General features: G+C 51.1%; 16 protein-coding genes. 5 read left to right on the top strand and 11 right to left on the bottom strand.

Going from position 1 to position 22429, the window contains the following annotated elements; genetic code table 11:
- Positions 1-9: 9 nt before the first annotated feature.
- The 6 genes from PN498_RS23455 to PN498_RS23430 form a co-directional block, all read right to left on the bottom strand.
- Positions 10-672: an ABC transporter ATP-binding protein gene (locus tag PN498_RS23455; RefSeq protein WP_272065847.1), complete on the bottom strand. Its 663-nt coding sequence runs from the start codon at positions 670-672 to the stop codon at positions 10-12.
- Positions 659-1588: an ABC transporter ATP-binding protein gene (locus PN498_RS23450; protein WP_272065846.1), complete on the bottom strand. Its 930-nt coding sequence runs from the start codon at positions 1586-1588 to the stop codon at positions 659-661. The genes PN498_RS23455 and PN498_RS23450 overlap by 14 nt, the downstream gene beginning before the upstream one ends.
- Before the next feature lie 89 nt (positions 1589-1677).
- Positions 1678-2538: an ABC transporter permease gene (locus PN498_RS23445; RefSeq protein WP_272065845.1), complete on the bottom strand. Its 861-nt coding sequence runs from the start codon at positions 2536-2538 to the stop codon at positions 1678-1680.
- A gap of 80 nt (positions 2539-2618) precedes the next feature.
- Complete coding sequence (locus tag PN498_RS23440; RefSeq protein ID WP_272065844.1) at positions 2619-3608, bottom strand: ABC transporter permease; 990 nt, start codon at positions 3606-3608, stop codon at positions 2619-2621.
- Positions 3599-5230, bottom strand: coding sequence for an ABC transporter substrate-binding protein (locus PN498_RS23435; protein ID WP_272065843.1), 1632 nt, complete (start codon positions 5228-5230; stop codon positions 3599-3601). Before PN498_RS23435 ends, PN498_RS23440 begins: the two co-directional genes overlap by 10 nt.
- A gap of 359 nt (positions 5231-5589) precedes the next feature.
- A complete protein-coding gene (locus tag PN498_RS23430; RefSeq protein WP_272065842.1) occupies positions 5590-11121 on the bottom strand; it encodes a phytase in 5532 nt (1843 codons plus the stop codon).
- Positions 11122-11639: 518 nt separating this feature from the next.
- Between PN498_RS23430 and PN498_RS23425 the strand changes: the two genes are divergently transcribed.
- Both PN498_RS23425 and PN498_RS23420 read left to right on the top strand, forming a co-directional pair.
- Entirely contained in the window at positions 11640-11885 is a 246-nt protein-coding gene (locus PN498_RS23425) for a hypothetical protein (RefSeq protein WP_272065841.1), read from the top strand.
- Entirely contained in the window at positions 11882-12304 is a 423-nt protein-coding gene (locus PN498_RS23420; protein ID WP_272065840.1) for a type II toxin-antitoxin system VapC family toxin, read from the top strand. Before PN498_RS23425 ends, PN498_RS23420 begins: the two co-directional genes overlap by 4 nt.
- A gap of 109 nt (positions 12305-12413) precedes the next feature.
- On the opposite strand, the gene PN498_RS23415 is transcribed toward PN498_RS23420, so the two are convergent.
- A complete protein-coding gene (locus PN498_RS23415) occupies positions 12414-14624 on the bottom strand; it encodes a pentapeptide repeat-containing protein (protein WP_272065839.1) in 2211 nt (736 codons plus the stop codon).
- 437 nt (positions 14625-15061) lie between these two features.
- Between PN498_RS23415 and PN498_RS23410 the strand changes: the two genes are divergently transcribed.
- Positions 15062-15883, top strand: coding sequence for an MOSC domain-containing protein (locus PN498_RS23410; RefSeq protein WP_272065838.1), 822 nt, complete (start codon positions 15062-15064; stop codon positions 15881-15883).
- 36 nt (positions 15884-15919) lie between these two features.
- Complete coding sequence (locus PN498_RS23405) at positions 15920-16360, top strand: protein tyrosine phosphatase family protein (protein ID WP_272065837.1); 441 nt, start codon at positions 15920-15922, stop codon at positions 16358-16360.
- Positions 16361-16363: 3 nt separating this feature from the next.
- Here the strand turns inward: PN498_RS23405 and PN498_RS23400 are convergent, their stop codons facing one another.
- Positions 16364-16957, bottom strand: coding sequence for a Uma2 family endonuclease (locus PN498_RS23400; protein WP_272065906.1), 594 nt, complete (start codon positions 16955-16957; stop codon positions 16364-16366).
- 62 nt (positions 16958-17019) lie between these two features.
- Positions 17020-18021 (bottom strand): NAD-dependent epimerase, encoded by a 1002-nt coding sequence (locus PN498_RS23395; protein ID WP_272065836.1) that lies wholly within the window; start codon positions 18019-18021, stop codon positions 17020-17022.
- A gap of 651 nt (positions 18022-18672) precedes the next feature.
- Between PN498_RS23395 and PN498_RS23390 the strand changes: the two genes are divergently transcribed.
- Positions 18673-20823 carry a polyribonucleotide nucleotidyltransferase gene (locus tag PN498_RS23390; RefSeq protein ID WP_272065835.1) on the top strand — a complete coding sequence of 717 codons (2151 nt, stop codon included), beginning with the start codon at positions 18673-18675 and terminating at the stop codon, positions 20821-20823.
- Positions 20824-21190: 367 nt separating this feature from the next.
- Here the strand turns inward: PN498_RS23390 and PN498_RS23385 are convergent, their stop codons facing one another.
- Together PN498_RS23385 and PN498_RS23380 are read right to left on the bottom strand one after the other, a co-directional pair.
- Complete coding sequence (locus tag PN498_RS23385; RefSeq protein ID WP_272065834.1) at positions 21191-21616, bottom strand: rhodanese-like domain-containing protein; 426 nt, start codon at positions 21614-21616, stop codon at positions 21191-21193.
- 141 nt (positions 21617-21757) lie between these two features.
- On the bottom strand, positions 21758-22372 hold the full coding sequence (locus PN498_RS23380) for a DedA family protein (protein ID WP_272065833.1): 615 nt from the start codon (positions 22370-22372) through the stop codon (positions 21758-21760).
- Between the last annotated feature and the right edge of the window lie 57 nt (positions 22373-22429).

Below are 22429 nucleotides of genomic sequence, written 5' to 3'. Positions count from 1 at the left end.
TTGAAAGTGTTAGAACAACTGCTGGACTTTCTCCGCATTATGATTAAGGTCGGATTTGAGAGTTATGATGCCTTGCTCAGAAGCTAGATCATCACGTTGACAAATTCGCTGGAGCAGGGGTTGGTCGTGACTAATGGCGATGATACCAACTTGATATTGACGAGCAAAGTCCAAAACCACTTGCCAGATAAGCGCCTGGGTATTGGCATCGAGCATGGCGGTCATTTCATCGGCGATCAAGTAACGGGTATGACGGTTGAGGATGCGGGCGATCGCCACTCGCTGCAACTCCCCACCACTAAGTTCATGGGGATAGCGGGTCAGCCAGCCAGGATGAATGCCAAGGGCATCGAGAATATGCTGTTGCGGCGGATGACCTTCCCGCAGAATGTGGTCAATCCGCCAGCGGGGATTGACCGACAATTCAGGATTTTGAAAAACGAGCTGTACAGGGCAATAGCCCCGTTTGGGTAGGGGTTGTTCGTCCAGTGCAACGTGCCCTTGAGTAGGCATCAGATAGCCGGCCAGTAATTTTCCGAGGGTCGTTTTGCCATAGCCCGAGGGGGCCATGAGGCCAATGACTTCCCCTGGCATGATGCCCAGCGATTGATCGCGCACCACCCACGGCAGCTTAACTCCGTAGCGAAACCAGAGACCTTTACCGGTCAGCATGAATACACCTCACCCAACCTTGACGAACCCATCGCAGCTCTGGACGCGCCTGTTCGCATTCAGCGGTAACCCAAGGACAGCGATCGCTATACAAACAACCTGATGGCAAATTTTCAGGACTCGGCTGATTACCCTGCACTGGCACAAAATCGTTTTGGGGCAGCGATCGCCAGAGTGCCTGAGTGTAAGGATGACGCAGGTTTCCGAGCGCGAAGTCTTTCGCATCAGCAATTTCGACCGTAGTTCCGGCATAGAAAACGGCCACGCGATCAGCGATCTGCAAAGCTGCTTCAATGTCGTGGGTAATCAGGATGACGCCTCGCCCCTCCTGAGCTAGTTCTCGCAGATGATTCAGCGTTTCGGCAACGACATCTGGGTGTAATCCGGGGGTGGGTTCATCAGCAATCACCAGCTGGGCTGGAGTCACCACTGCGGTCGAGACCAACACCCGCCGCGCCATGCCACCCGAAAGCTGAAACGGATAGGCCTTCGGTGTATGAGCGGGCAAATCATAACGGGCAAAGGTGCGCTCCATCAAGGTTCTGGCAGATCCTGCCGGCAAGCTGTTGAGCTGTCCTACCCGCTGCACCTGTCGTCCCACAGTCATCAACGGGTCTAGGTAGCCAATGGACTGAGGGATAAGGGCGATCGCCTTGCCTCGTAACGCTTTGCATCGCTCTGGAGTTAACGGTGCTCCCTGAAACTCTATCGTCCCCGACAGCTGAGCATTGTCCGGCAATATTCCTAATAGGGCATGAGCGAGCAGGCTCTTGCCGGAACCACTCGCACCCACCACTGCCACCAACTCACCTGCCTGGACGGTTAAATCGAGGTCAGTAATCACGGTTAGCTGTTTGCGGCGCAGTCCCTGATCGTATTGGGTAAACGTAATACCGAGATTAGAAACTGTGAGCATGGGAGGCGGTAGATAAGTAGATAGGTGAAAAGTGCATAGGCGGAGAGTGTATAAATTCAGGGTTTAGGGTTCGTAATTGACCTTGTCCCTTACCCCTGACTCGTTTTCGGGTCGAGCAAGGTCCGAACATTCTCTCCCAGCCAGTCAAAAGCTTTGACTGAGAGCAACAGCAGCAGCCCCGGCATGACGCCCAGCCACCAGTAGCCAGTGGAGAGGTGGCGCATTGATTCCGCCAGAATAATGCCGATCGCCGGAATGTGGGGCGACAGACCAATGCCGATAAACGACAAGGCCGCCTCATGCAAAATGGCGTGAGGAAACAGCAGAATCAGTCCTACCAGCAGTTGCGGAATGATGTGGGGCACCATGTGGTGACGGGCAATCCAAAGGGGCGATCGGCCCAAGCGATGGGAAAGCTGCACGTAGTCAGAACCATTGACCTGTAAAACTTCTGCTCGGATCACCCGGGCCAAGCTCGTCCAGTGGGTGAGTGCCACAGCGATGATGACGCCAGTCGTGCCACCCCCAGCGGCAAAGGCAATTAAAATCAGCAGCACCAAATGCGGCAGGCTGAAGAAGACATCAATAATCCAAGTGATCACGGCATCAACCCAACCGCCTAAAGTACCCGCTGCTAATCCTAGACCAGTGCCGAACAGCGCGCTGATGGCGGCGGCGAGGAGACCAATCCGCAAGCTGAGAGACATCCCGTGCAGGGAGCGGCTGAGCATATCTCGCCCTAGCCAGTCGGTGCCAAAGGGGTGAGCCAGCGCGGGGGGCTGGTTGCGCTGGCTCAGCATGGGGCCAAGGCCAGCATCGCCCATCACCCAAGGGCTAACAATGATGGCTAACAAAAACAGCGCACAGAAGGCAATTCCCCAAAGGGTTTTCTGCCGACGATTGCTTCGGCGTTTTGGGAGGGTCAGTGGAGTGGTGGTAGTGAGGGACATGAATAGTTTTGAATGTTGAGGTTTGAGTGTTGAATTGAGTCTTTGTAGAGAACTCACAACTCAAAATTGATAACTCGCAACTAATTGCCTCCTAACCGAATGCGCGGATCAATAACGGGATAGGCCAAGTCCGCCAAGGTATTACCGGTGTAAACAAAGAGAGCACTAAAGAACACAATGCCCACCAGCAGCGGCACGTCGCTTCTCAGCGCCGCCTGCACCGTGGCTTCGCCCAAACCGGGATAGGCAAACACCTGCTCTACTAGCACTGACCCGCCAAACAGTTCACTTAGGGAAGCAAATTGCAGGGTCAACGCGGGCAGAATCAGATTGCGAAAGCCGTGGTGGCGAATAATGCCCCAACGGGGTTCGCCTTGGGCATGGGCAAACAGGATGTAATCGCTGTGCAGCACGTCGATCAGCTTTTGACGGGTATGCAGAGCAATGTTGGCAATACCGATAATGCTGAGGGTGAGGGCGGGCAGCAACAGGTGGTGAAGGTGCTGCCAGACGGTCACCTCTTCCGCCAATACACCTGGAGGGGCGGCACAGCAGATAGGCGTCACCTGCAGCGAAACGGAAAAGATAATCAGCAGCAGCAGGGCCACCCAGAAGGTGGGCGACGAGGCCAAGGTGTAGGCATAGAGCCGGATGACGCGATCAATCCAGGAACCCGCTAGAGTGCCTGACACAATACCAAGACCCAAACCGAGAAGACCAGAAAGCAGCCATGCGATCGCCAGCATTTGTAGCGATACCCAAAACCGATTGGCGATCACCTCGCCCACCGGCTGATTAAACACCATCGAGGTGCCCCAGTTGCCCTGCATGAGCTGTCCCAGCCAATCCCAAAACCGAACCATCATCGGCTGATCTAGCCCCCACCGCTCGGCAATTAACTGTCGCTGCTCCGGACTGATTTGCAGCATGTCAGCGCCGATGTAGGCCTGCACCGGATCAATGGGGGATAGGCTCAGCAGCACAAAGGTAAATATCGCCACTGCCAGTAGCAGGAGTCCCAGTCGCAGCAGCTTTTGGAACGCAAAGGTCGCTATCGGCCTTAATTGCATGTCCACTCCCACTCAGCGATGTTGGCCGTGATCGGCCAGCCGTGGCCGTGAGGTTCCACTTGAGGTTGGCCGATATCCAGACAGTCACTGACAAAGTAAGTGTGGTCTAGATTCACTAGCCAGGCCCAAGCGGCATCGCCCTTAGCGGTAAAGCCGGTTTCACCATCCCACTGGGCGGCTTTCCAAAAGGCGATCGCCTCGGCCTCCGAAGGTGCGCCCATTGCCAAATCCAGCGTTTCGTCAATGGCTTGATTGGCATAATAGCCCGCGTTGTAGAAATCACCCTGGGCCGCTTGACTGTGATAAAGGTTGTACATCTCGGTTTGGTCATGGCTGCCCCAACCGAACACCACCACGTTGCTGTGCATGGCCGGTTCAATTTCATCCCAGCTTTTACCCTCGACATTGGCCCGAATGCCGAGGGGTCGGAGCATTTCTGCCACTGACAGAGCCAGCGCTTGGCGTGTGCTGTCATTCGCGGGATAGAGAACAGTAAACTCTGCTGTAAGCCCGTCTTTTTCCAACACGCCATCGCCATCGCTATCCGTCCAGCCGCCCGCCGCCAGAATGTCTTGGGCTTGCTCGGGCTGGGCATCTTCAATGGCAGCGCTTGGTTCTTCCCAAGCCAGGCCACTCACCGGACCATAGGCCACTGAGCCGTAGCCTTCTAAAACACCTTCTACCAGAGCTTGGCGATCAATGGCGTAATTTATTGCCTGACGGATTGCCGGATCTGCCGTCACATCGTTGCCAACCGGATCGCCATCGGGCGTGGTTTCTCCTGCCGATGCTGGAACGTAGGGAAACATCAGCCCGCGATTATCGACGCTCGTAATGTCGTAGAGCGTCATGCCCTCGATACTCTGTACTGCTAGTGCTTGCGGCACACTCGCTACCTGAGCCTCACCCGCTTTGGCAGCAGCAAATGCAGCATCCTCTTCCACAAAGAGAAAGACGAGGCGATCAAGGCCGGGAGCTTCGCCATAGTAGCTGGGGTTGGCTTCGACAATTAACTGTTGCCCTTCATCCCACTGCACCATCTGGTAGGGGCCAGAACCAATAGGGTTGCGGGCATAGTCCGGGCCGTGGGCGTGCTCAGGCACGATGCCCAGCGTGATTAGGCGATTGACGAACGTACTTTGGGGTTCCTCTAGGCGTAGTTCAACGGTGGTGTCGTCCACGGCAACGGCTTCGTCCAACACCGTGACGTCCGTCAGCCCTCCGCTTTCGGCGGCCTGGTTGAAGGTGTAGGCCACATCTTCTGCCGTTAGGGGTTCGCCGTCAGAGAAGACGGCATCATCGCGAATCATCACCGTCCAAGTCAGGCCATCCTCGCTGACCTGGTAGTCGGTCGCCAGGTCGTTGACGATATCCAGGTTTTCATCCCGCTTCAGCAGCGTGCTTTGAAACAGGGGTGAACCATAGCGTCCCCAGCCCAGAGTGGGGTCATAGCCTTCCTCGCTTTCACCACCGATCGCCAGCACAATCTGCGCCGCTGAGCCCGCTTGAGCACTCGTCGCATCTGGATCGGAAACTGTCGTCGATTCATCAACATTCGATCCACAACCTGCTAAAAGTTGCCCGAGCAACAGCAACACCCAGGGCTTGAAATCAGCTCTCATCGGTACATGCATCGCCTGAAACTATTGGCCAAACTTAACGACAAAGAAGCACTTTATAACGTTGGAGATTATCACTCGCGTTTAGGCAAAACAATGCATGGGGGAGGGATAAGCAGTGGTAAAAAATTATAAAAGTCGCAGTTATAGCTTTAGCCATCTAGTACCGCTATGCGAAATTCAAAATGCAAAATTAAGGCGGAGCAGCTTGCTCAGGGTTTTGAATGGTGAGCCTATTTCTGCCGCAGTGTATTGACTTTAGTCAGTAGCTGAGCGTTTCTACAGGTGAAACCCTACAGAAAGCCTCCACCCTACAAGTAGAGCGGAGGTTTAAAGGAGCAATGGTTCTCTTCAAAGAGCTGTTACGCTATGGCTTCGGCGGAATTGAGAGTAATGACGAGGTCATTGAAATCGTTGTCGTTGAGGTCTTCAAAGCGCCAAACATCGCCTTCACGCTGGATACGGATCATGCCCAGAGCGTTATCGGCCAGGGTTGCCAGGTTGTCAGTGCTGCCATCAATCAGCAATGCAGGGGCGTAGTAAACACCTCCCGTTAGCGTGAGATCAAAGTCAGCAGTGTTCAGATTGGTCACAAACAGCTCTGAACCGTCAATTAGGTTGGCGGCAACGGCTGCTTCATACCCGTCGTCATCTGGAGCAAGACCCTTCACACGGCCCTGAGCATCGGTTTCATAGAACTTCAGCACATTGTCGAAGGCTGCTTCGCGAGTGCCTGTAACGTTGACAGCAACGTCGTCATCAAAGCCCGTGAGATCGATCAATTCCGCGATCGCATCCACCTCATCAACCGTGGGCGCAACCTCAAATTGACTCACAATTCTCGGCGTTAGGTCCAGCACCGCCTGCGGATCCGCCAGCAAATCCGCTTCGCTATAGGCATCAATACCAAAGGTGGTAACCGTCAGGACTTGAGTCTCCGCATCAATGTCAAGCTCCGTCCAGCTGAAGGTGTGAGCAGAAACGTAGTCCCCCTGAAGCAGCGTTGCCTTAATCAGGCCCTCAGCCATCTCCAGATTATTGTCCAAACCAACAGGGTCGTACCCCAACACATCAGTCTGAGCAATCAGAAGCTGCTCTAGGAAGTCATCTTTATCGTCAGGAATATTGTCCGTGTCAGGCGCAATGGGCAATGTGTCATAGAACGCACGCTGCTCTGGCGTTATCAGCCCAAAAGCAGACGCCAGATCAATGACACTGGGACCAAAGCGTCCATCAAAGAAAGCCACCGGACCCGTCACAATCTCAAAGGCATTGGTTGCGACCTGCTCCTGCCCTGGTCCAAGCTGATAGGTCAGGTTGTTGACGATGGTGCCGTGGAAGTCGCCTGCCATGAACACCACATTGTCAATCTCGTTTTCATCGATGAAGCTGAGCAGTTCTGTCCGCTCGGCAGCGTACCCTTCAAAACGGTCTTCCGCATTAGCCACACCGAAGTTTTGAATGGGCTCTGGAATGACCACGAACTTCCAAGTGGTGCCGTTCTCTTTAGCCGCTAACAGGTCAGCCTTCAAAAGCTCCAGCTGTGCTTCACCCAGTAGCGTGCGGCTGGGATCGAAGGCCTGCACCAAAAACTCGGTAGGATCAACAATGTTGGCTGGTTCCAACTGGTCATCTCGGAAAGAGCGACTGTCTGTAACGAAGATAGAAGCATCGCTGCCGTAATCCCGAGAGCGATAGAGCTTGCGCTCTCCATCAGTGCGGGCATCCCCTGTGGCCTCATAGAATTCCTCGCGGATGGGTTGGTACTCTTGGTAGGCTTGCAGCGCGTCTTCATAAACCTGAGTATCGTTGACGAACTCGACATCGTCGGTGAATAACGGATCGGGAGAGGATCCGATATCAGGAGCATCAGGAGAGTCACCCGGAGCGGCACCCCCCGCAAAGTTATCCACGATCTCATGATCGTCAATGGTTGTCAGTACAGAGGTGGTTGCCTGCAAGTCTGCTACGGCGCTGAGGCCAAAGCGAGGGCTGAGAATCTCCTCATGCTTAATGCGAAACTCTTCCAGGGTACGGGCCTGAGTAACACCAGGAAGAGCAGGAGTCTCCAAATCTGCATAGATAGTGTCGCCTAGCTTCACAAAAAGATCGAGTTCACTGTCGGCAGCTGAGTTCAGAATTGGATAAGGAGGAGCCTGCTGCCAATCCCCAGAGATTCCAAAAGTAAGTCCGGTGTATTCCCCTGGCTCGGCTCCCGTCACAAATCGTCCGGATTCCGTTGCACCTACTGCATTGGTCGCCCGATAGAAATATTCGGTTCCCACCTCCAAGCCATCGATATCGACCTGAACAGGAACATCCGTGTCAGTTGCGATCGCCGTCACCGTTCCCACAATGCTGCTGAAGTCCGCATCCGTGGAGTATTCAAAGGTGACTTCGCCTTCAACCGTACTGCGTGTCCACAACACAGCGGAATCTTGAGACACATCACCGCTGGCAACGCCATTCGGCAATGTGTTCACCAAAGCGTCAGGATTGCGGGGATCAAAACCGTCAGTGTCAACGTCTAACCCCAGTGCTGCGGCCACGTCAGCCCAATCAACAAACTTGAAGTTGGTACTGTTATTTTCCAGTTCCTCATCATCCTCAACCGCGTTTTGAGGGTCATTGGCACCATCCTGAACAATGAGTAAGCCATTCGGAAAGGCCGAACCAAGAGCAACGTTAGTCACATCTAAGCCATCGGACTCATTCACCTGATCGATCAGGCCCGTATCACCCACAGTGAAGCTACCCAAGTATTCGTTGTCGCCCTCGCGGGTGAAGACTGCAAAGGAGTTGTTGCCCTGGCTGGAGGCAATCAAATAGCCCGTACCCTCGTCACTGTAGTAAAGAGTAAGTCCTTCCAGGTCAGGTTCAAAAAAGTCTGTATCGATCGCCTGCACCAGTTCGCCATCGCTGCCGCCATTGGGCTCTGCCTCAAACTTGAGAATACCGACTTCGTTCTCCAGCGCAACATAGAGGAAGCCCAGTTCTTGATCAACGACCAGACCTTCTGACTGAGAATCTTCAGCATCACCAGTCGGAACGGGCAGATCAATGAGGCGAACAACTTTGGCATCAATGTAGGACTCATCGGCAGGACCGGCTTCGGGAATCAACTCCAGCTGAGCAACCTGATTGCCATCGGCTTGAGTTACAAAGGCATATAGCTTGCCCGAAACAGGGCTGGTGTAAGTCGCCAAACCGTAAGCGGTGGCTTCACCATCATCTACCCCAAAAATAGAGAAGTCTGGATCGCTGAGATTAGGAGCCGTGAAGTCGGTCAGTTCACCCGTTTCAGCATTGATGCTGAAGACGGCTAGGGTATCGTTCTCGCGATCGCTCACCACTGCTAGGTCTGTCGTAATCGCCCCGTTTGGATTGAACGCAGGCACCTCAACGTCATACAGGACATCCACATTGTTGTAGCGGATGTCACCGAAGGGTGCAGGTAAGATAGTCTGCTGAATCTCGCCTGCCAGATTCAGGACTGCCAGTCCACCATCCTTGAGGGTGATAATCACTCGGCTCTCATCAGGAGTGTCAAGATTCACCCAAATCGCGGGATCATCAGAGTCGCCTAGCAGCGGTGTCGTGCCGTCCTCGTCATCGACCGTCAGCGGAGTCTCTAGCACCGAGGGCACCACTGGCATCGACTCTGTTTCGAGTGCAAAAGCCAAAAACTGCGTGGCTTGAGTGTCGCTGAAGTTGTTGTCGCTGGCAATAATCAGCGTTTGACGACCATCCGGCAGAATTGGCCCAAATGCCAGCGCTTCTAGATTGTCAGGCTCAATGCCTAAATCCGCTTCAATATCTAGCAGTTCCTCTTTAGTGACTGCCGGGTCGATCTCAAAGGGGCCTGGTGGTAGGATATCGCCGTCGTCTTCGAACTCCTCTTCGCGGAATAAATCGGCGACCTCTTGAACATTCAAAGCGCCTTGCGATCGCACCTCATAGAGCTTGACGGTGTTACCCTGCCCTGCTGAGAAAGCTCGTTCTAATGCCAATAGAGAGCCATTATTATCCGTTGCCAGCAGTTCGACCAAACCGTTGGTACTAAATGCATCATCAGGGATGGGGGCTTCGGGAACAGAATCCACTTCGTAGACAAATTCGCCAACCGCTTCACCGCTCTCTAAGTCATATTTCACGATGCGGCTGAGACTGCCGTTGTCTAGATTGGCGTTTAAACCATCTTGAAAAAGAGCATTCTCCGTTGCAGTGTAGAGAAACTGACCATCAGGACTCAGCGTCAAACTCTCAAAGGCAAGATTGTTGCGGATGCCGCTCGATTGATCAGCCGTTGGCAGGAACTTGTCATCAACGGGTAGTTCAGCCAGCTGCTGTCCATCTAGGGAAAACTCATTGACAAATGGATCGAGCAGCGCGTTTGCATCACCTTCAGAACTGATGTAAAGCGTGCCATTCGGACTCAGAGCGATGCCTTCAGGGTCAATGCCGCCGTCCACGAAGGGATTGCCATCACTGTCAACTAAGGTGTTGACATCTGTGAAAGTGATGTCGCCATCCTCCAGACTGCCGTCACTCAGATCGACGGTAAGCGTGTAGAAGCGAGCATCAGAACGAGCATCAGCTAGCGCATAGTAGACACCTTTGGCCGGGTCATACACTAAGCCTGATAAACCACCCACTTCTGTCTCTTCAAATTCGAATCCGGTCTCAAACGTGACTTCGCCTAAAAATTCCAGCCCTGTCACGCTGACCCGTCCATCTAACGCTTCAGGGGTTGCCACATCGACGGACACCAGACGGTGATCAGAGGTAGGGAATTCTGCTAGAGGAAACAGCGGAGCATCACTGGCCTGCCAGAAGACTTGAGCATCCGTAATCTCCAAGTTTCTAGACGGCAAGGCGTAATCGACTCGCAGGTTACCAGGGGTATTGTCGTTCGTGGGGTCATCTGCATTAAAGCCAAAATCAGCGGTGTCAAAGGCCGGATTGCCAAGATGATCAGCGTTGGCTCCCCCTTGACGATCAGCGGCATCAACGCCGCCCTCACTGCTGGGAGTAACGGAGGTATTGACCAGGGGATTGTCGAGCAGGAGCTGAGCGGCTCCGGGAATACTGTCGCCATCAAAGGGATCGGCGTTCTGATCGCCCATGATGACGAACTTGGCTCCTGCCTCTAGTCCGCCCGTATTGCCATCATCGTCGTAGATATAGTCTGCGCCCTGCACATAGTCGGCCCAGAAGCGAATCTCATCAAAGTTGCGGGTGCCGTTACGGTCTTCAGGACCATCAAATACGGGAGGCGTTGGGTGACTGGCAAGGACGTGAATAATTTCGCCGTCCACCTCAATGGGCACATCCACATGATTCTTGGACGAGAGGCGGACAACCTCCAATTCTTCAGCGGTATACCAGTTCTCAGTGTCGCCGTTGCCATCGACGTCTTCTGGGTCAGTCGGTAGCAGCGCTCCCGGCATGTCTTTCCACAAAAACTCTTGAAACGTGCGAATTTCGTCTTCAACGATGGGGAACTTAGAAAAAATAGCGAAGGCAAATTGCCCTTCGAAAAAGCCAAAACCGAAGGCATCATTGGGTGCAAAGTCTCCTGCTGCACCGCTGTTATCCAAGTCAAATCCGGAGGGAATCCCCGTGTTAGAAGGAGCGACGTAGACGTAGGAATACTCAATCGGGTCAACGCCGTTTTGGGAAACTGATAGGTAGTTTTCTTGAAAGAGACGGGCGGCTTCACCGTCAGCATCAAAATCAAATTCGTTGATTAGGAGGACATCCGGATTGGTGCGCTGAATAATTTCGGCGATCGCCTGAGCTTGCTCATTCTCTGGAGTAGACAAATCCATGATCAGCTGCTCCGCCTCGGAGCGGTTAAGCGAGGCATTGAAGGAGGCAAAGCGGGTAGACATAGGCTTTTAGTTCTCAAAGATTTTTTAGAACACCAGCGATAGCAGCAGAGAGTCATTAGGGATGAAGTGCGATCGCAACCGCACCAACGCTCTACCGCAGTGTGATCAATTCCGTATTTCTTTAAGAGTCAAGATGCACTGATCACACCAAGCCTGAGGATATCCCTGACAAGTCAAGAGCAGTTTATGAAGACTTTAACCTTTGCTTGCGTAATATCACACAAGGTTTTTTTGCTGTATGAGGCTTACGCAGGATACCTGTAGGCAAGCCGGGCAGCACTCACTTTAAATACTTTGATCTTCTCTAACTTCAGAGAAAGGGGCATAAGAGAGTTTGATTGCTTTGACGTAGATAGGGAGCGATGAACGGATCAAATGAGTAGATGAATGTGCCAGAATTGAGAGACAAGTCTTTTGGAGCGTCGACTTAAAAGGACTGGTGCTCGTTTAACCTGGCGTCATTTGCTTAAAGTTTACTGCCAAAAAATTACTGTTGGCTATACGCAGCAGGAGGATGGATGACTATCCAAGATTTAGAAAGTCAATTGCTGCAATTGGATTCAGCTACGAAGCTTCATCTCATTCAGGTTTTAGCTCAAAGCATGGTTCCAAGTACAATCGCTAATCCTATAGAGAAGACTCAGGCTAATCAATCTGAGTCTTCTCTCGTTGATTTCTTCTACAATTCGCCCCTTCGTGAGTTTGCGGATGAAATCGATCTTAGTCGCGATCCCAGCAGCATCCCTGATCGAACTTCACTATGAATTATTTGATGGATACTTGTATCATTTCGGAGTTAGTAAACAAACATCCAAATTCGCAAGTTATCGATTGGGTTGAGGCTCAGGTATCAGAAAGTCTTTATTTGTCAGTTATTACCATTGGCGAAATTGCGAAAGGAATCAATAGATTACCGACTTCGCATCGTAAATCTCGACTCGTTAACTGGTTAATGCATGATCTCTTAAAGCGTTTTGCGGGCAGAGTATGCTGCATTGATATTGAAACGATGCTTATTTGGGGAAATCTACTGAGTCAGTTAGAGTCTTATGGTCGGAAGTTACCTCTTCTAGATTCTTTAATTGCCGCAACTGCACTACAAAATTCTCTTTATCTTGCGACCCGCAACACTAAAGACTTTGAGGGCACAGGTATTGAGATCGTCAATCCTTTTTCAACATAGGCAAACCGGAACCAGAAGAGAGGAAGGTCAAGCAAAAAATAGATCGTCGCCAGAGTGTAGTGAAGCTAAAACCCAAGATACTCTGCGTAAATCCTGCTGAATTAGCCGTCTAGAAATACAGCAATAAATTCAAACCGGGAATAGTACGTGACAAAGTCCACAGCAGCAGCGTGACGTAGGCGAGTCCCACAGCCCACTGATACCAGACCAAGGCTGTCACCAGTCCCGGCACATCCTCATCCCGCAGGCGAATATCGTTAAAGCCAAACTTGAGCCAATTATTGAGGCTGAAGTCATAGTAGTTGAGCCAGTTGCGGCGCTTTTCCCAATCAATGGAATAGTAGCGATCGCGATAAAACGGAAACTTGGGAATGATGGGTAGTCTGGCAATGAGGAGCCGTAGCTGACGAGCGCTACCGTCCTCCACTAAATAGCTGGTATCAAGCTGATTGTGAAAACGACCCTGCTGATATAGTCGCGTGATGAGCACAACGGGCACAGGTATCACGACGATTGCGATCGCTAACCCCGTTTTCAATGGAGCCTCACCCAAGCGCAGCAGAAGTAAGCTACCCAGACTAACCAGAATACTGAAACTGCTAAGCATCCAGATTGTTTCTTGAAGCGGCGGCACGATAGGCTTTGGCAGCGATCGCCGATAGCGATCAGTTCCCCAAAAGAGCACGCTAGAGAGGACAATCGCGAGTAGCCCTACATCTAGAGTCAGTCCGACGCTAGTTCCGTAGTGACTCGTCAATAGCAGCACCGATAGCGTCAGGCATCGCAGCAAAAGTTGCAAACGACGAACCCACGAGACCGGTGGTTGAGCAATGATGCGATCGCGCACCTTCACATAGGTAGCTAGGTCGAATGCTCCTAGATCAAGAATGTCGGCTGGATTCACAAAGGGATTGTGCTGGCGATAATCTAGGATGGCGCTGCTTTGCATAGAAGAAAAGCCTATCTGCTGTAGGCGTGATTGAGAGGCCGTGTTGAGGTTGACGCCCAAGAGCTGGCGGCGCAGCGATCGCAACCGCAATTTCTCCAGCGTGTATTCAACTCGATTGGCATCCGCCACTTGTTCTAACTCACGAAAATTCCGAATGAGATTTCGGAGCAGAGTTTCGTTACCCTCCAGCGCAGGGACCGATAAAACTCGACCGATTCTGCCTGGACTGCCCAGCAACGCTGCTTGTTCAGTGTTGAAATCCATGCCCGCAATGTTGATGACCGTGTCAACACCAAAGACGACATCCCCAAAGTCGAGCTGACTTTGGGCGATCGCACTTCTGAGATTGACCGACTGGCCTAATCGACTTTGCCGCCAATTCATTGGAGCCTCAAACCGTGCCTCCGTTAAAAAGACATCTCCCGCAAAAACACTCTTTAGAAAAGAGCCACTACCTTGCCAAATCGTCTGACCAAAATCGGCATTTTGCTGAAATGTCGTCCGGATAAAGTTCGTTTCTTGTTGGAAAACGGTTTGCCCATATCCAGCCCGTTCGCGAAAGTCACTGCCCTGAAAGGTCACGGGTCCTTGAAAAAGCACCTGCCGCCATCGAGCGCGTTCAAAAAAGAGACAGCTCCTAAACTGCGCTATGGCCTGAAACTGACTGGCAACAAAAGAGACAGGCTGACTGAAGCGACTCTCGCTAAAGTTCACGTCCTGCTGAAACTGTGCCCCTTGAGCATTGATAGTGCCCAAGAAGAAAATATCTGAAGCTAGCACAGCACCCTCAAACCGGACTTGAGCTAAATCGAGGCCACCGCGAAACAAAAAAATGCCGAGTTGGGTGGGTTGGGGCTGAAGCAGGAGCGATCGCGATAGTTGACTTAACTGAGAAATGCGACGGCGATCGCGCTTGAGTTGAGCCTGTTCTGGCTCCGTTAATAGCGGAAAAAATGCCTCTCCATATAGTGGCTCCCGCAAACTCAAGCGCTGTAAATCCAGGTCTCCCTGAACAACTGAGTTGCCCAAATCCAAGTTGGCGACAGCAGTGCCAACCTGAACTCGATTTTGCAAAATGCGATAGAACTGATTGCGAAAAGAATCATTAGCATCTCTGAGATCAATCGTAAATTGGCGTAAGTCAATCGTAGATTTGCCCTCTCGTTGCACTGGATGCTCAACTCGCTCTTGCAGACGTTCCAGGGTGAGCACCTCCGGCTCTTGCTGTATGGCCCACCCAGAAGCTGGATTCATCATCCACAGCCAACATCCCAACACCAAACCAATTCCGACTCGCAACCAACCGTTCACAACTTCTCCCAGCAACACCCGTCGAAACACAACTTGTAGCCTAAGGAACTGCGGTGTCATTAACCTTCTGAGGTATAACCATCGCCAGTTCCGTTGGGACAAGACGGCAAACCATCTAGTGATGCGCCAAGCACTTGGATGCTGTTGGGTGCACAAGCCTAGATGACTAAAGCTAAACAACAGCCTTACTCTTCAGGACAGTATAGGTTGCTCAATCGATAAGGATGCCTGACCTATCGTGCGTTCCCTCCATAGGACGGATATGATGAGAGCGCATTCTCAGCCAGAGGCTTCTGCAAATTTGCGATTGTATAGCCGACCCAGTCCTGCTACGTAAGACAGCAAGTCATCTGCGATGCATTAAACACATAGAGGCTATGAGGCACATCAGCTAAACGGCTAAAGCTGATTTGGGATACCAATGTGAGCGTGTTGGCGTCTCGGGGCTTTGAATTTCAACGTTCTGCAGCTATAGCCCATAAGAAACGATATCAGTCATGCTGGACAATTCAATGCAGACGCCCATAACACCTCGATTATTCAAAATTGACCTGTATCCTTTCAAATCCCTAGATGGCGTTACAGTTCCATCAGCTGACGTGCTGCCAAGTGGCGCCTTAAAACACGATCGCACCTTTGCCCTTGCGGATAAATCTGAGAAATTCGTCAACGCCAAACGATATGCCAGTATTCATCAGGTGCGATCGCGATTCTCGGATGACATGACTGAGATAACGGTTTGGACAAATGACTCGACTGACCCTAATACGTTTCATCTGCTCCATGATCAAGAAAAACTAGAAGCTTGGTTCAGCCAGTATTTTGCTCAGCCCGTGACGCTTCAGCAGAATCTTGAGCAGGGTTTTCCAGACGACACGATTTCTCCAGGTCCCACAGTTATCAGTACGGCAACACTGCAAGCGATCGCAGGCTGGTTTGATCTGAGCTTGTCCGAAACGCGATCGCGCTTTCGGACCAACCTGGAGATTACAGGTGTGCCCGCCTTTTGGGAGGATCAGCTTTTTTCTGAATCCGGCGAACCTGTGCCTTTCACAATAGGGGATGTGATGTTTGAAGGTATTAATCCCTGCCAGCGCTGCGTCGTGCCCACGCGCGAGCCACAAACTGGTGCCGCTACGGCAGGATTTCAGAAACAATTCAGTCAGCAGCGGGCAGAGACTCTACCGGAGACCGTAGCGCGATCGCGCTTCAACCACTTTTATCGTCTGTCAGTCAACACTCGACTCTCGCCAGCATCCACCAGCCGCTCCTTGAAGGTAGGGGATGCTATAACGCTGATTAAAACTGAAATGCACTGATTCACGGGTTGCTCAATCCCAAGGAATGGCAGACTGATGCTGCAAGATATCTACAACTACTTGCCAATTGAAGACACGTTAGCCACGGCAGGACAGCCAACGGAGGAGCAGTTTGCAGAGATAGGACAGGCCGGCTTTGAGGTTGTAGTTAATTTGGCAATGCCCACCTCGGATAATGCCCTACCCGATGAAGGCTCCGTTGTGGAAGCTCAGAATATGGAGTACGTCGCCATTCCAGTCATTTGGGAAAGTCCTACAGAGGAAGACTTTCAGCAGTTCCAGCAGGTTATGACAGAGGGGGGCGATCGCAAAGTTTTCGTCCACTGTGCAGCCAACATGAGGGTCTCAGCCTTTATCTACCTGCATCGGCGTCTACAGGGAACGCCGCACTCTGTAGCTGAGCAATCCCTCCACACCATTTGGACTCCCAACGCAACGTGGCAGCAGTTCATCGACAAGATTCTAGACCGGCAGTAAAGCCTACTCCTCTGATATAAATTGCTCTATCGATAATCGAAAACCTGGAAGCACCGCCTCACCCGAAAGCACTGTCGGCAACGGCTTGATTTCTTTGTCTTGTCCCTGGCGGTAAATCTCGACCTGCTGCTTTTGCGGGTCAATCAGCCATCCGAGGCGAACCCCACTATTCGTATACTCTTGCATTTTTTCGTGCAGTGGCTTAAGTGCATCTGTGGCCGACCGAAGTTCAATGACAAAATCAGGCGCGATAGGAGGAAATTTTCGGCGCTGTTCTGGGGTCAGAGCTTGCCAGCGGGAGAGTTCAATCCAGGCTACGTCGGGCGATCGCTCTCCACCGCCCGGCAGCTTAAACATCGTGGAGGAACTGAATACCTTGCCAAGTTGAGTCTGCTTATTCCACACGTAGAGTTCCCCGCCCAACATCGACTCCCGATTGCCGCTATCCCCTCCAACTGGTGACATGAGAATCAAAGCCCCTTGAGCATCCCGTTCAAGCACTAAATCAGGATTATTAATGCAGATCTGGTAAAACTGCTCATCGCTGAGATGAACGTGCTTGAGATCAAACTTCAGAGGCAGTGTGAGAGCCGTCATCATAAACACTCTTCAACTCAGAAACTCAGAGTCACTTCCTTAAATTATGGTCATCGAAGGGCTTACTGGTAGTAGTCGCGATACCAGTCCACAAACTTTTGAATGCCAACTTCAATCGGAGTTTCAGGCTTAAAACCAACATCTCTCATCAAATCGTCAACGTCGGCATAGGTCGCCACAACGTCTCCAGGCTGCATTGGCTTCATGATTTTCTCAGCCCGCTTACCCATAGCCTTTTCGATGACTTCAATGAATGTAAGCAGCTCGACAGGACTATGGTTACCAATGTTGTAGACCTTGTAGCGTGCCTTAGAGTTGATGGCTGCCTCGTCAGCAATCGGCTTAGGAATGTAGTTCAGCAGCCGCACGATGCCCTCAACCACATCGTCGATGTAAGTGAAATCGCGCTTCATTTTGCCGTAGTTGTACACCTCAATGGGCCGATCATGAGCGATCGCATCCACAAACTTGAAATACGCCATATCAGGTCGTCCCCACGGACCATACACCGTGAAAAAGCGCAGCCCCGTCACCGGAATGTCGTAAAGGTGGCTGTAGGAGTGAGCCATCAGTTCATTGGCTTTTTTAGTTGCCGCATAGAGGGAGACCGGGTGATCAACGCTGTCTCCAGTTGAAAAAGGCGCTTTCGTATTGGCGCCATAAACAGAGCTGGAGGACGCATAGATCAGGTGCTCGAACTGCTCAGAATGACGGCAGCCTTCCAAGATGTTCAAAAAACCCATTAGGTTGCCGTCAGCATAGGCATAAGGATTTTGAAGAGAGTAGCGAACGCCCGCCTGGGCCGCCAAATGAACAATGTGAGTAAAGGATTGCTGTTCAAACAGAGTCCGCATTCCCTCGCGATCGCTCAAGTCTAGCTGCTGGAACGTGAAGCCAGGTTGAGCGTTGAGAATCGCCAGGCGATCGTGCTTCAACTGCACAGTGTAATAGTCATTAAGATTATCAATGCCATAGATCTCCACGCCGTCTTCCAGAAGACGCTGACAGAGAAAGAAGCCAACAAAACCTGCCGCACCAGTTACTAGTATTTTCGTTTTCGTCATAAGGAATTCAATAAAAACGAGGTTTATCGTCTAGAAGCTCAAGAGCTCAAAAAGTCTAAGTCTCTATCGTAAGCCAATGGATGCTGTGGAATCTCAGTAGATATAGCCAAAAGTTCAGCGGTTTCACTGAGACTGTATGCCACCAGGTTTCCCTAGAAATAAAGCGGACTATCACCCTTGCAAATGCGTTCAAGTGAGTGAGTTTAGCAAGCCATTTCAACAAAGTGCCTGAAGTGATGGCTTTAGCTTGAAAAGAGATGGCAATTTTCCAGGAGACATTCCCTAAAAAATCCAGCGGACAAATTCGGCACCTCAGCTTACTGACTAAAATATTTAGTTTTTAGGTGTGATAAAAATTGCCGAGACATGTCAGTTTTCTTGCCCTTATAGACAGCACAGATTTGTTGACAGTGACAATCCGCGAAGGTCGTGACTTAGCTACTTCAAGAGTCAAGAATTCTTGTGAGCACAGTGTTCTAGGAAATCCAAAAGTCGTTTCAGGCCAACAACTTCACGGGTTTTTATATATCTTTATATTTTTCATTCAAGCGCAATTTTGCAACAGCTCAAAAAGGAGGAAATTCGCTTCGCAGCAACAGTGCTACGATAAGTGCGACACAAAAGACAGAAAAAGAAAGGATAAAGTAGTCCATGCAAGAAGTAAACAAGTCGATATCCTTCGATGGAAGGGATATCAGACTTAAAGTAGGATTATTAGCCCCCCAGGCGGGAGGCTCATTACTGATTGAGTCAGGCGAAACTTCAGTCCTTGTGACAGCTACTCAATCAACTGCCAGAGAAGGGATTGACTTTTTGCCTCTACTGGTTGACTACGAAGAGCGTCTCTATGCTGCTGGACGAATTCCTGGCGGATATCTTCGAAGAGAAGGAAGACCTCCAGAGCGGGCCACCCTCATCAGCCGCCTGATTGACCGTCCCATGCGGCCTTTGTTTCCCTCCTGGCTGCGGGACGACATTCAAATCGTAGCGAGTACATTGTCGATGGATGAACAGGTGCCACCTGATGTTCTGGCGGCAACCGGTGCTTCTGTAGCAACTTTGTTAGCTGAAATCCCCTTTAATGGTCCTATGGCGACCGTCCGAGTTGGGCTATTGGGCGACGACTTCGTCATTAATCCAACCTATAGCGAAATTGAGAAGGGAGATCTCGATCTAATAGTGGCTGGGTCTCCTGATGGCGTGATTATGGTGGAAGCGGGAGCCAATCAACTGCCGGAGCAAGATGTTATTGAAGCGATCGACTTTGGCTACGAAGTGGTTCAAGATCTGATCAAAGCGCAAAATGATTTGCTGTCAGAATTAGGTATTGAGCGTGTCGTTGCAACACCGCCCGAAACCGATCCAACACTAGAGCAATTCATTGAAGAGCGAGCTGCCAAACCTGTCAAAGAAATTCTGACTCAGTTTACGCTTGCCAAGCCTGAGCGCGATGAGAAATTAGACGCTATTAAGGCAGAAATTGCCGACGAAATTGCTGCTAAGGAAGAGGATGATCCAATCCGCCAAGCCGTTGAAGAAAACTCGAAAGCGCTAAGCAATACCTATAAAGGCATCACGAAAAAGCTGATGCGCCAGCAAATTGTTGGAGAAGGAGTCAGAATCGATGGTCGTAAGCTGGATGAAGTGCGCTCTCTCAGCTCACGGGTAGACGTTTTACCGGAACGAGTTCACGGCACGGGTCTTTTCCAAAGAGGTCTCACTCAGGTGCTTTCGGTAGTCACCTTGGGCACCTCCGGTGATGCTCAAATGATGGATGATTTGCATCCAGATGAGGAAAAGCGGTATATCCATCATTACAATTTTCCGCCCTACTCTGTAGGAGAAACTCGACCGATGCGATCGCCCGGACGGCGCGAAATTGGTCATGGTGCCCTAGCTGAGCGAGCATTGGTTCCTGTGCTTCCTCCCCAGGCAGACTTTCCCTACGTTATCCGAGTTGTTTCTGAGGTGCTTTCCTCGGATGGTTCAACGTCGATGGGGTCAGTGTGCGGTTCAACACTGAGTCTGATGGATGCCGGTGTGCCGATTACTAAGCCCGTTAGCGGCGCAGCCATGGGTCTAATCAAAGAAGGCGATGAAGTCCGCATCTTGACTGACATTCAAGGGATTGAGGACTTTTTGGGTGACATGGACTTCAAGGTTGCGGGTACTGACTCGGGTATCACAGCCCTGCAGATGGACATGAAGATTACGGGGCTGGCTGTCGATGTCATTGCTAAAGCGATTCATCAGGCCAAATCCGCTCGTTTGCACATTTTGGAGTCCATGCTACAGGCGATCAATCAGCCCCGTGATGTGCTCTCGCCCTATGCGCCTCGTCTCCTTACTTTCAAGATCGATCCGGATATGATTGGGATGGTCATTGGACCTGGCGGTAAGAAGATCAAGTCAATTACCGAACAGACTGGAGCCAAAGTCGATATTGCAGACGACGGGATGATCACCGTCTCTTCCTTAGATGGCAAGAAGGGAGAAGAGGCAAAATCACTGATTGAGGCGATCGTCTTCAAGCCATCGGCAGGGGATGTCTTTATGGGCAAAGTAACGCGCATTATCCCAATTGGCGCTTTCGTCGAGTTTTTACCTGGCCAAGAGGGAATGATTCACATTTCTCAGCTGGCAGACTATCGAGTCAACAAGGTGGAAGATGAGGTTTCAGTTGGTGATGAGGTTGTCGTGAAAATTCGGGAGGTGGATAATCGCGGACGGATTAACCTAACTCGGTTGAATATTCATCCAGATGAAGCCGCAGCAGCTCGCAGTGCAGCAGGCGCTAGCTAAGTCTTCGTTTTTAAAGCTCTGATTTAGCTTCAGAAGCCAGGGATGCAAATGCTGCGTCCCTGGCTTTTTTGGAGTATGGGTTAAGCCAACTAGTAGGCCATCTAGCCAATGCACCCAAGTCAGCCATCGCCAATTCCGTTCGGACAAGACGGCCTTGGTCAAGACGGGGTGTTTTTTCCACAAGTGAATCCACTAACTTGTCCAGCGACCGTCCCCTGAACTAATGCAGGGTACACATAGGGACCCTGCATTAGTTCCAAACAGGACACAAGAGCCATGGCAAACCCTAGCAACACAAATGGGTTTGCCTGTTGGTAGTTATACAGACAAACCCACTAGATCACTATTTGCAATTTCTCAGAGCCATTTATGAATTGGCAGAGAGCTTGGGTGAGGAGAAGGCTTCGGTGCCTTCAGTCGGACCACCAATAGCCTTCCATGCAGCTAAGCCACCCTGCAGAACAGAAACGCTTTTGAATCCTGCCTGACGGAGTTGGCCCGCAGCCTGCGCAGCATTATCTCCGTATACATAAATGTCGCGATTGTATTCCAGCAGTGGCTCCGCCGATTGAGGCAACTGGTCCATTGGCATGGGAACAGCACCTGTAATGCGCTCCTTGTTAAACTCAGTCCGATCGCGCACGTCAGCGATCGTTAACGCGGGTTCCCCCCAGTTAAGGCGTTCCAGCAGTTCATTAGGCTCTGCCTGCTTGCCGTCCATATCCGGTGGTGTCGGCAACGGCTCAGTTACATTTTCCTTAGCAGACTGAAGCTGTTCAGAAATCTCTGTCATGTGTTGGTCTCCCTCCTTACTGACGCTACCACCATAAAGTTGTCGACCACTTACTTCATCTCTCAGACGACGTAGCTTACAGCTTGAAAGCCGCTCGCAGCAAAGATTTCTGTAGAAAGGAAGAGGGAGACTGAGTGCTTGTCATGGCCTGCGTCGATGAAAACGACGGTTCCATACCCAAATAATGGCGAAGACACCTAGTCCAATTAACACGATGGTGCTAATAGGAGCAATGAACTGACTGACCCGCTCGAATTGCGCACCCAGGAAATAACCTGCGATCGCTAACGCTGCTGTCCAAATAACGGTACCGATAGCAGAGTAGAACAGATAAGGTACAAGTGGCATATGACTCAGGCCAGCAGGTACGGAAACATAGGTTCGCACACCCGGCACAACACGACCAATGCCTACAATCCAATGGCCGCCTCCTTCTTGAAAAAAGTCCATCGCCTTCTCAATGTCTTTCGGCTTCAGGGCGAGCCAACGACCATGCTTTTCAACCCAAACCATAATCTGTTGGTGGCTGATCAATCGACCCAAGATGTACCAAAACAGAGTGCCTACCAGCGACCCCAAAGAACCTGCAACAATCACCCATTCCAGAGTCATATCATTGCTGCGACTGCTGATAAATCCAGACAGCGGCATGATGACTTCTGACGGAATAGGCGGAAACAAATGTTCCAATATCATTAAAGCGAAGACACCGAAGTAGCCCAGTGACTCCAGCCACGTTGTAATCCAATCGAGCATAGGTCAGGAATAACAGTAAACAGTTAGCGAGAAAGAGCTAAAAAGAATCAACGAGCA

The sequence above is a fragment of the Oscillatoria sp. CS-180 genome, from assembly GCF_028330965.1.
GTDB lineage: Bacteria > Cyanobacteriota > Cyanobacteriia > Phormidesmidales > Phormidesmidaceae > Halomicronema.
Note: the sequence above shows the minus strand (reverse complement) of the source record. Positions and strands in the feature narration are given on the sequence as shown.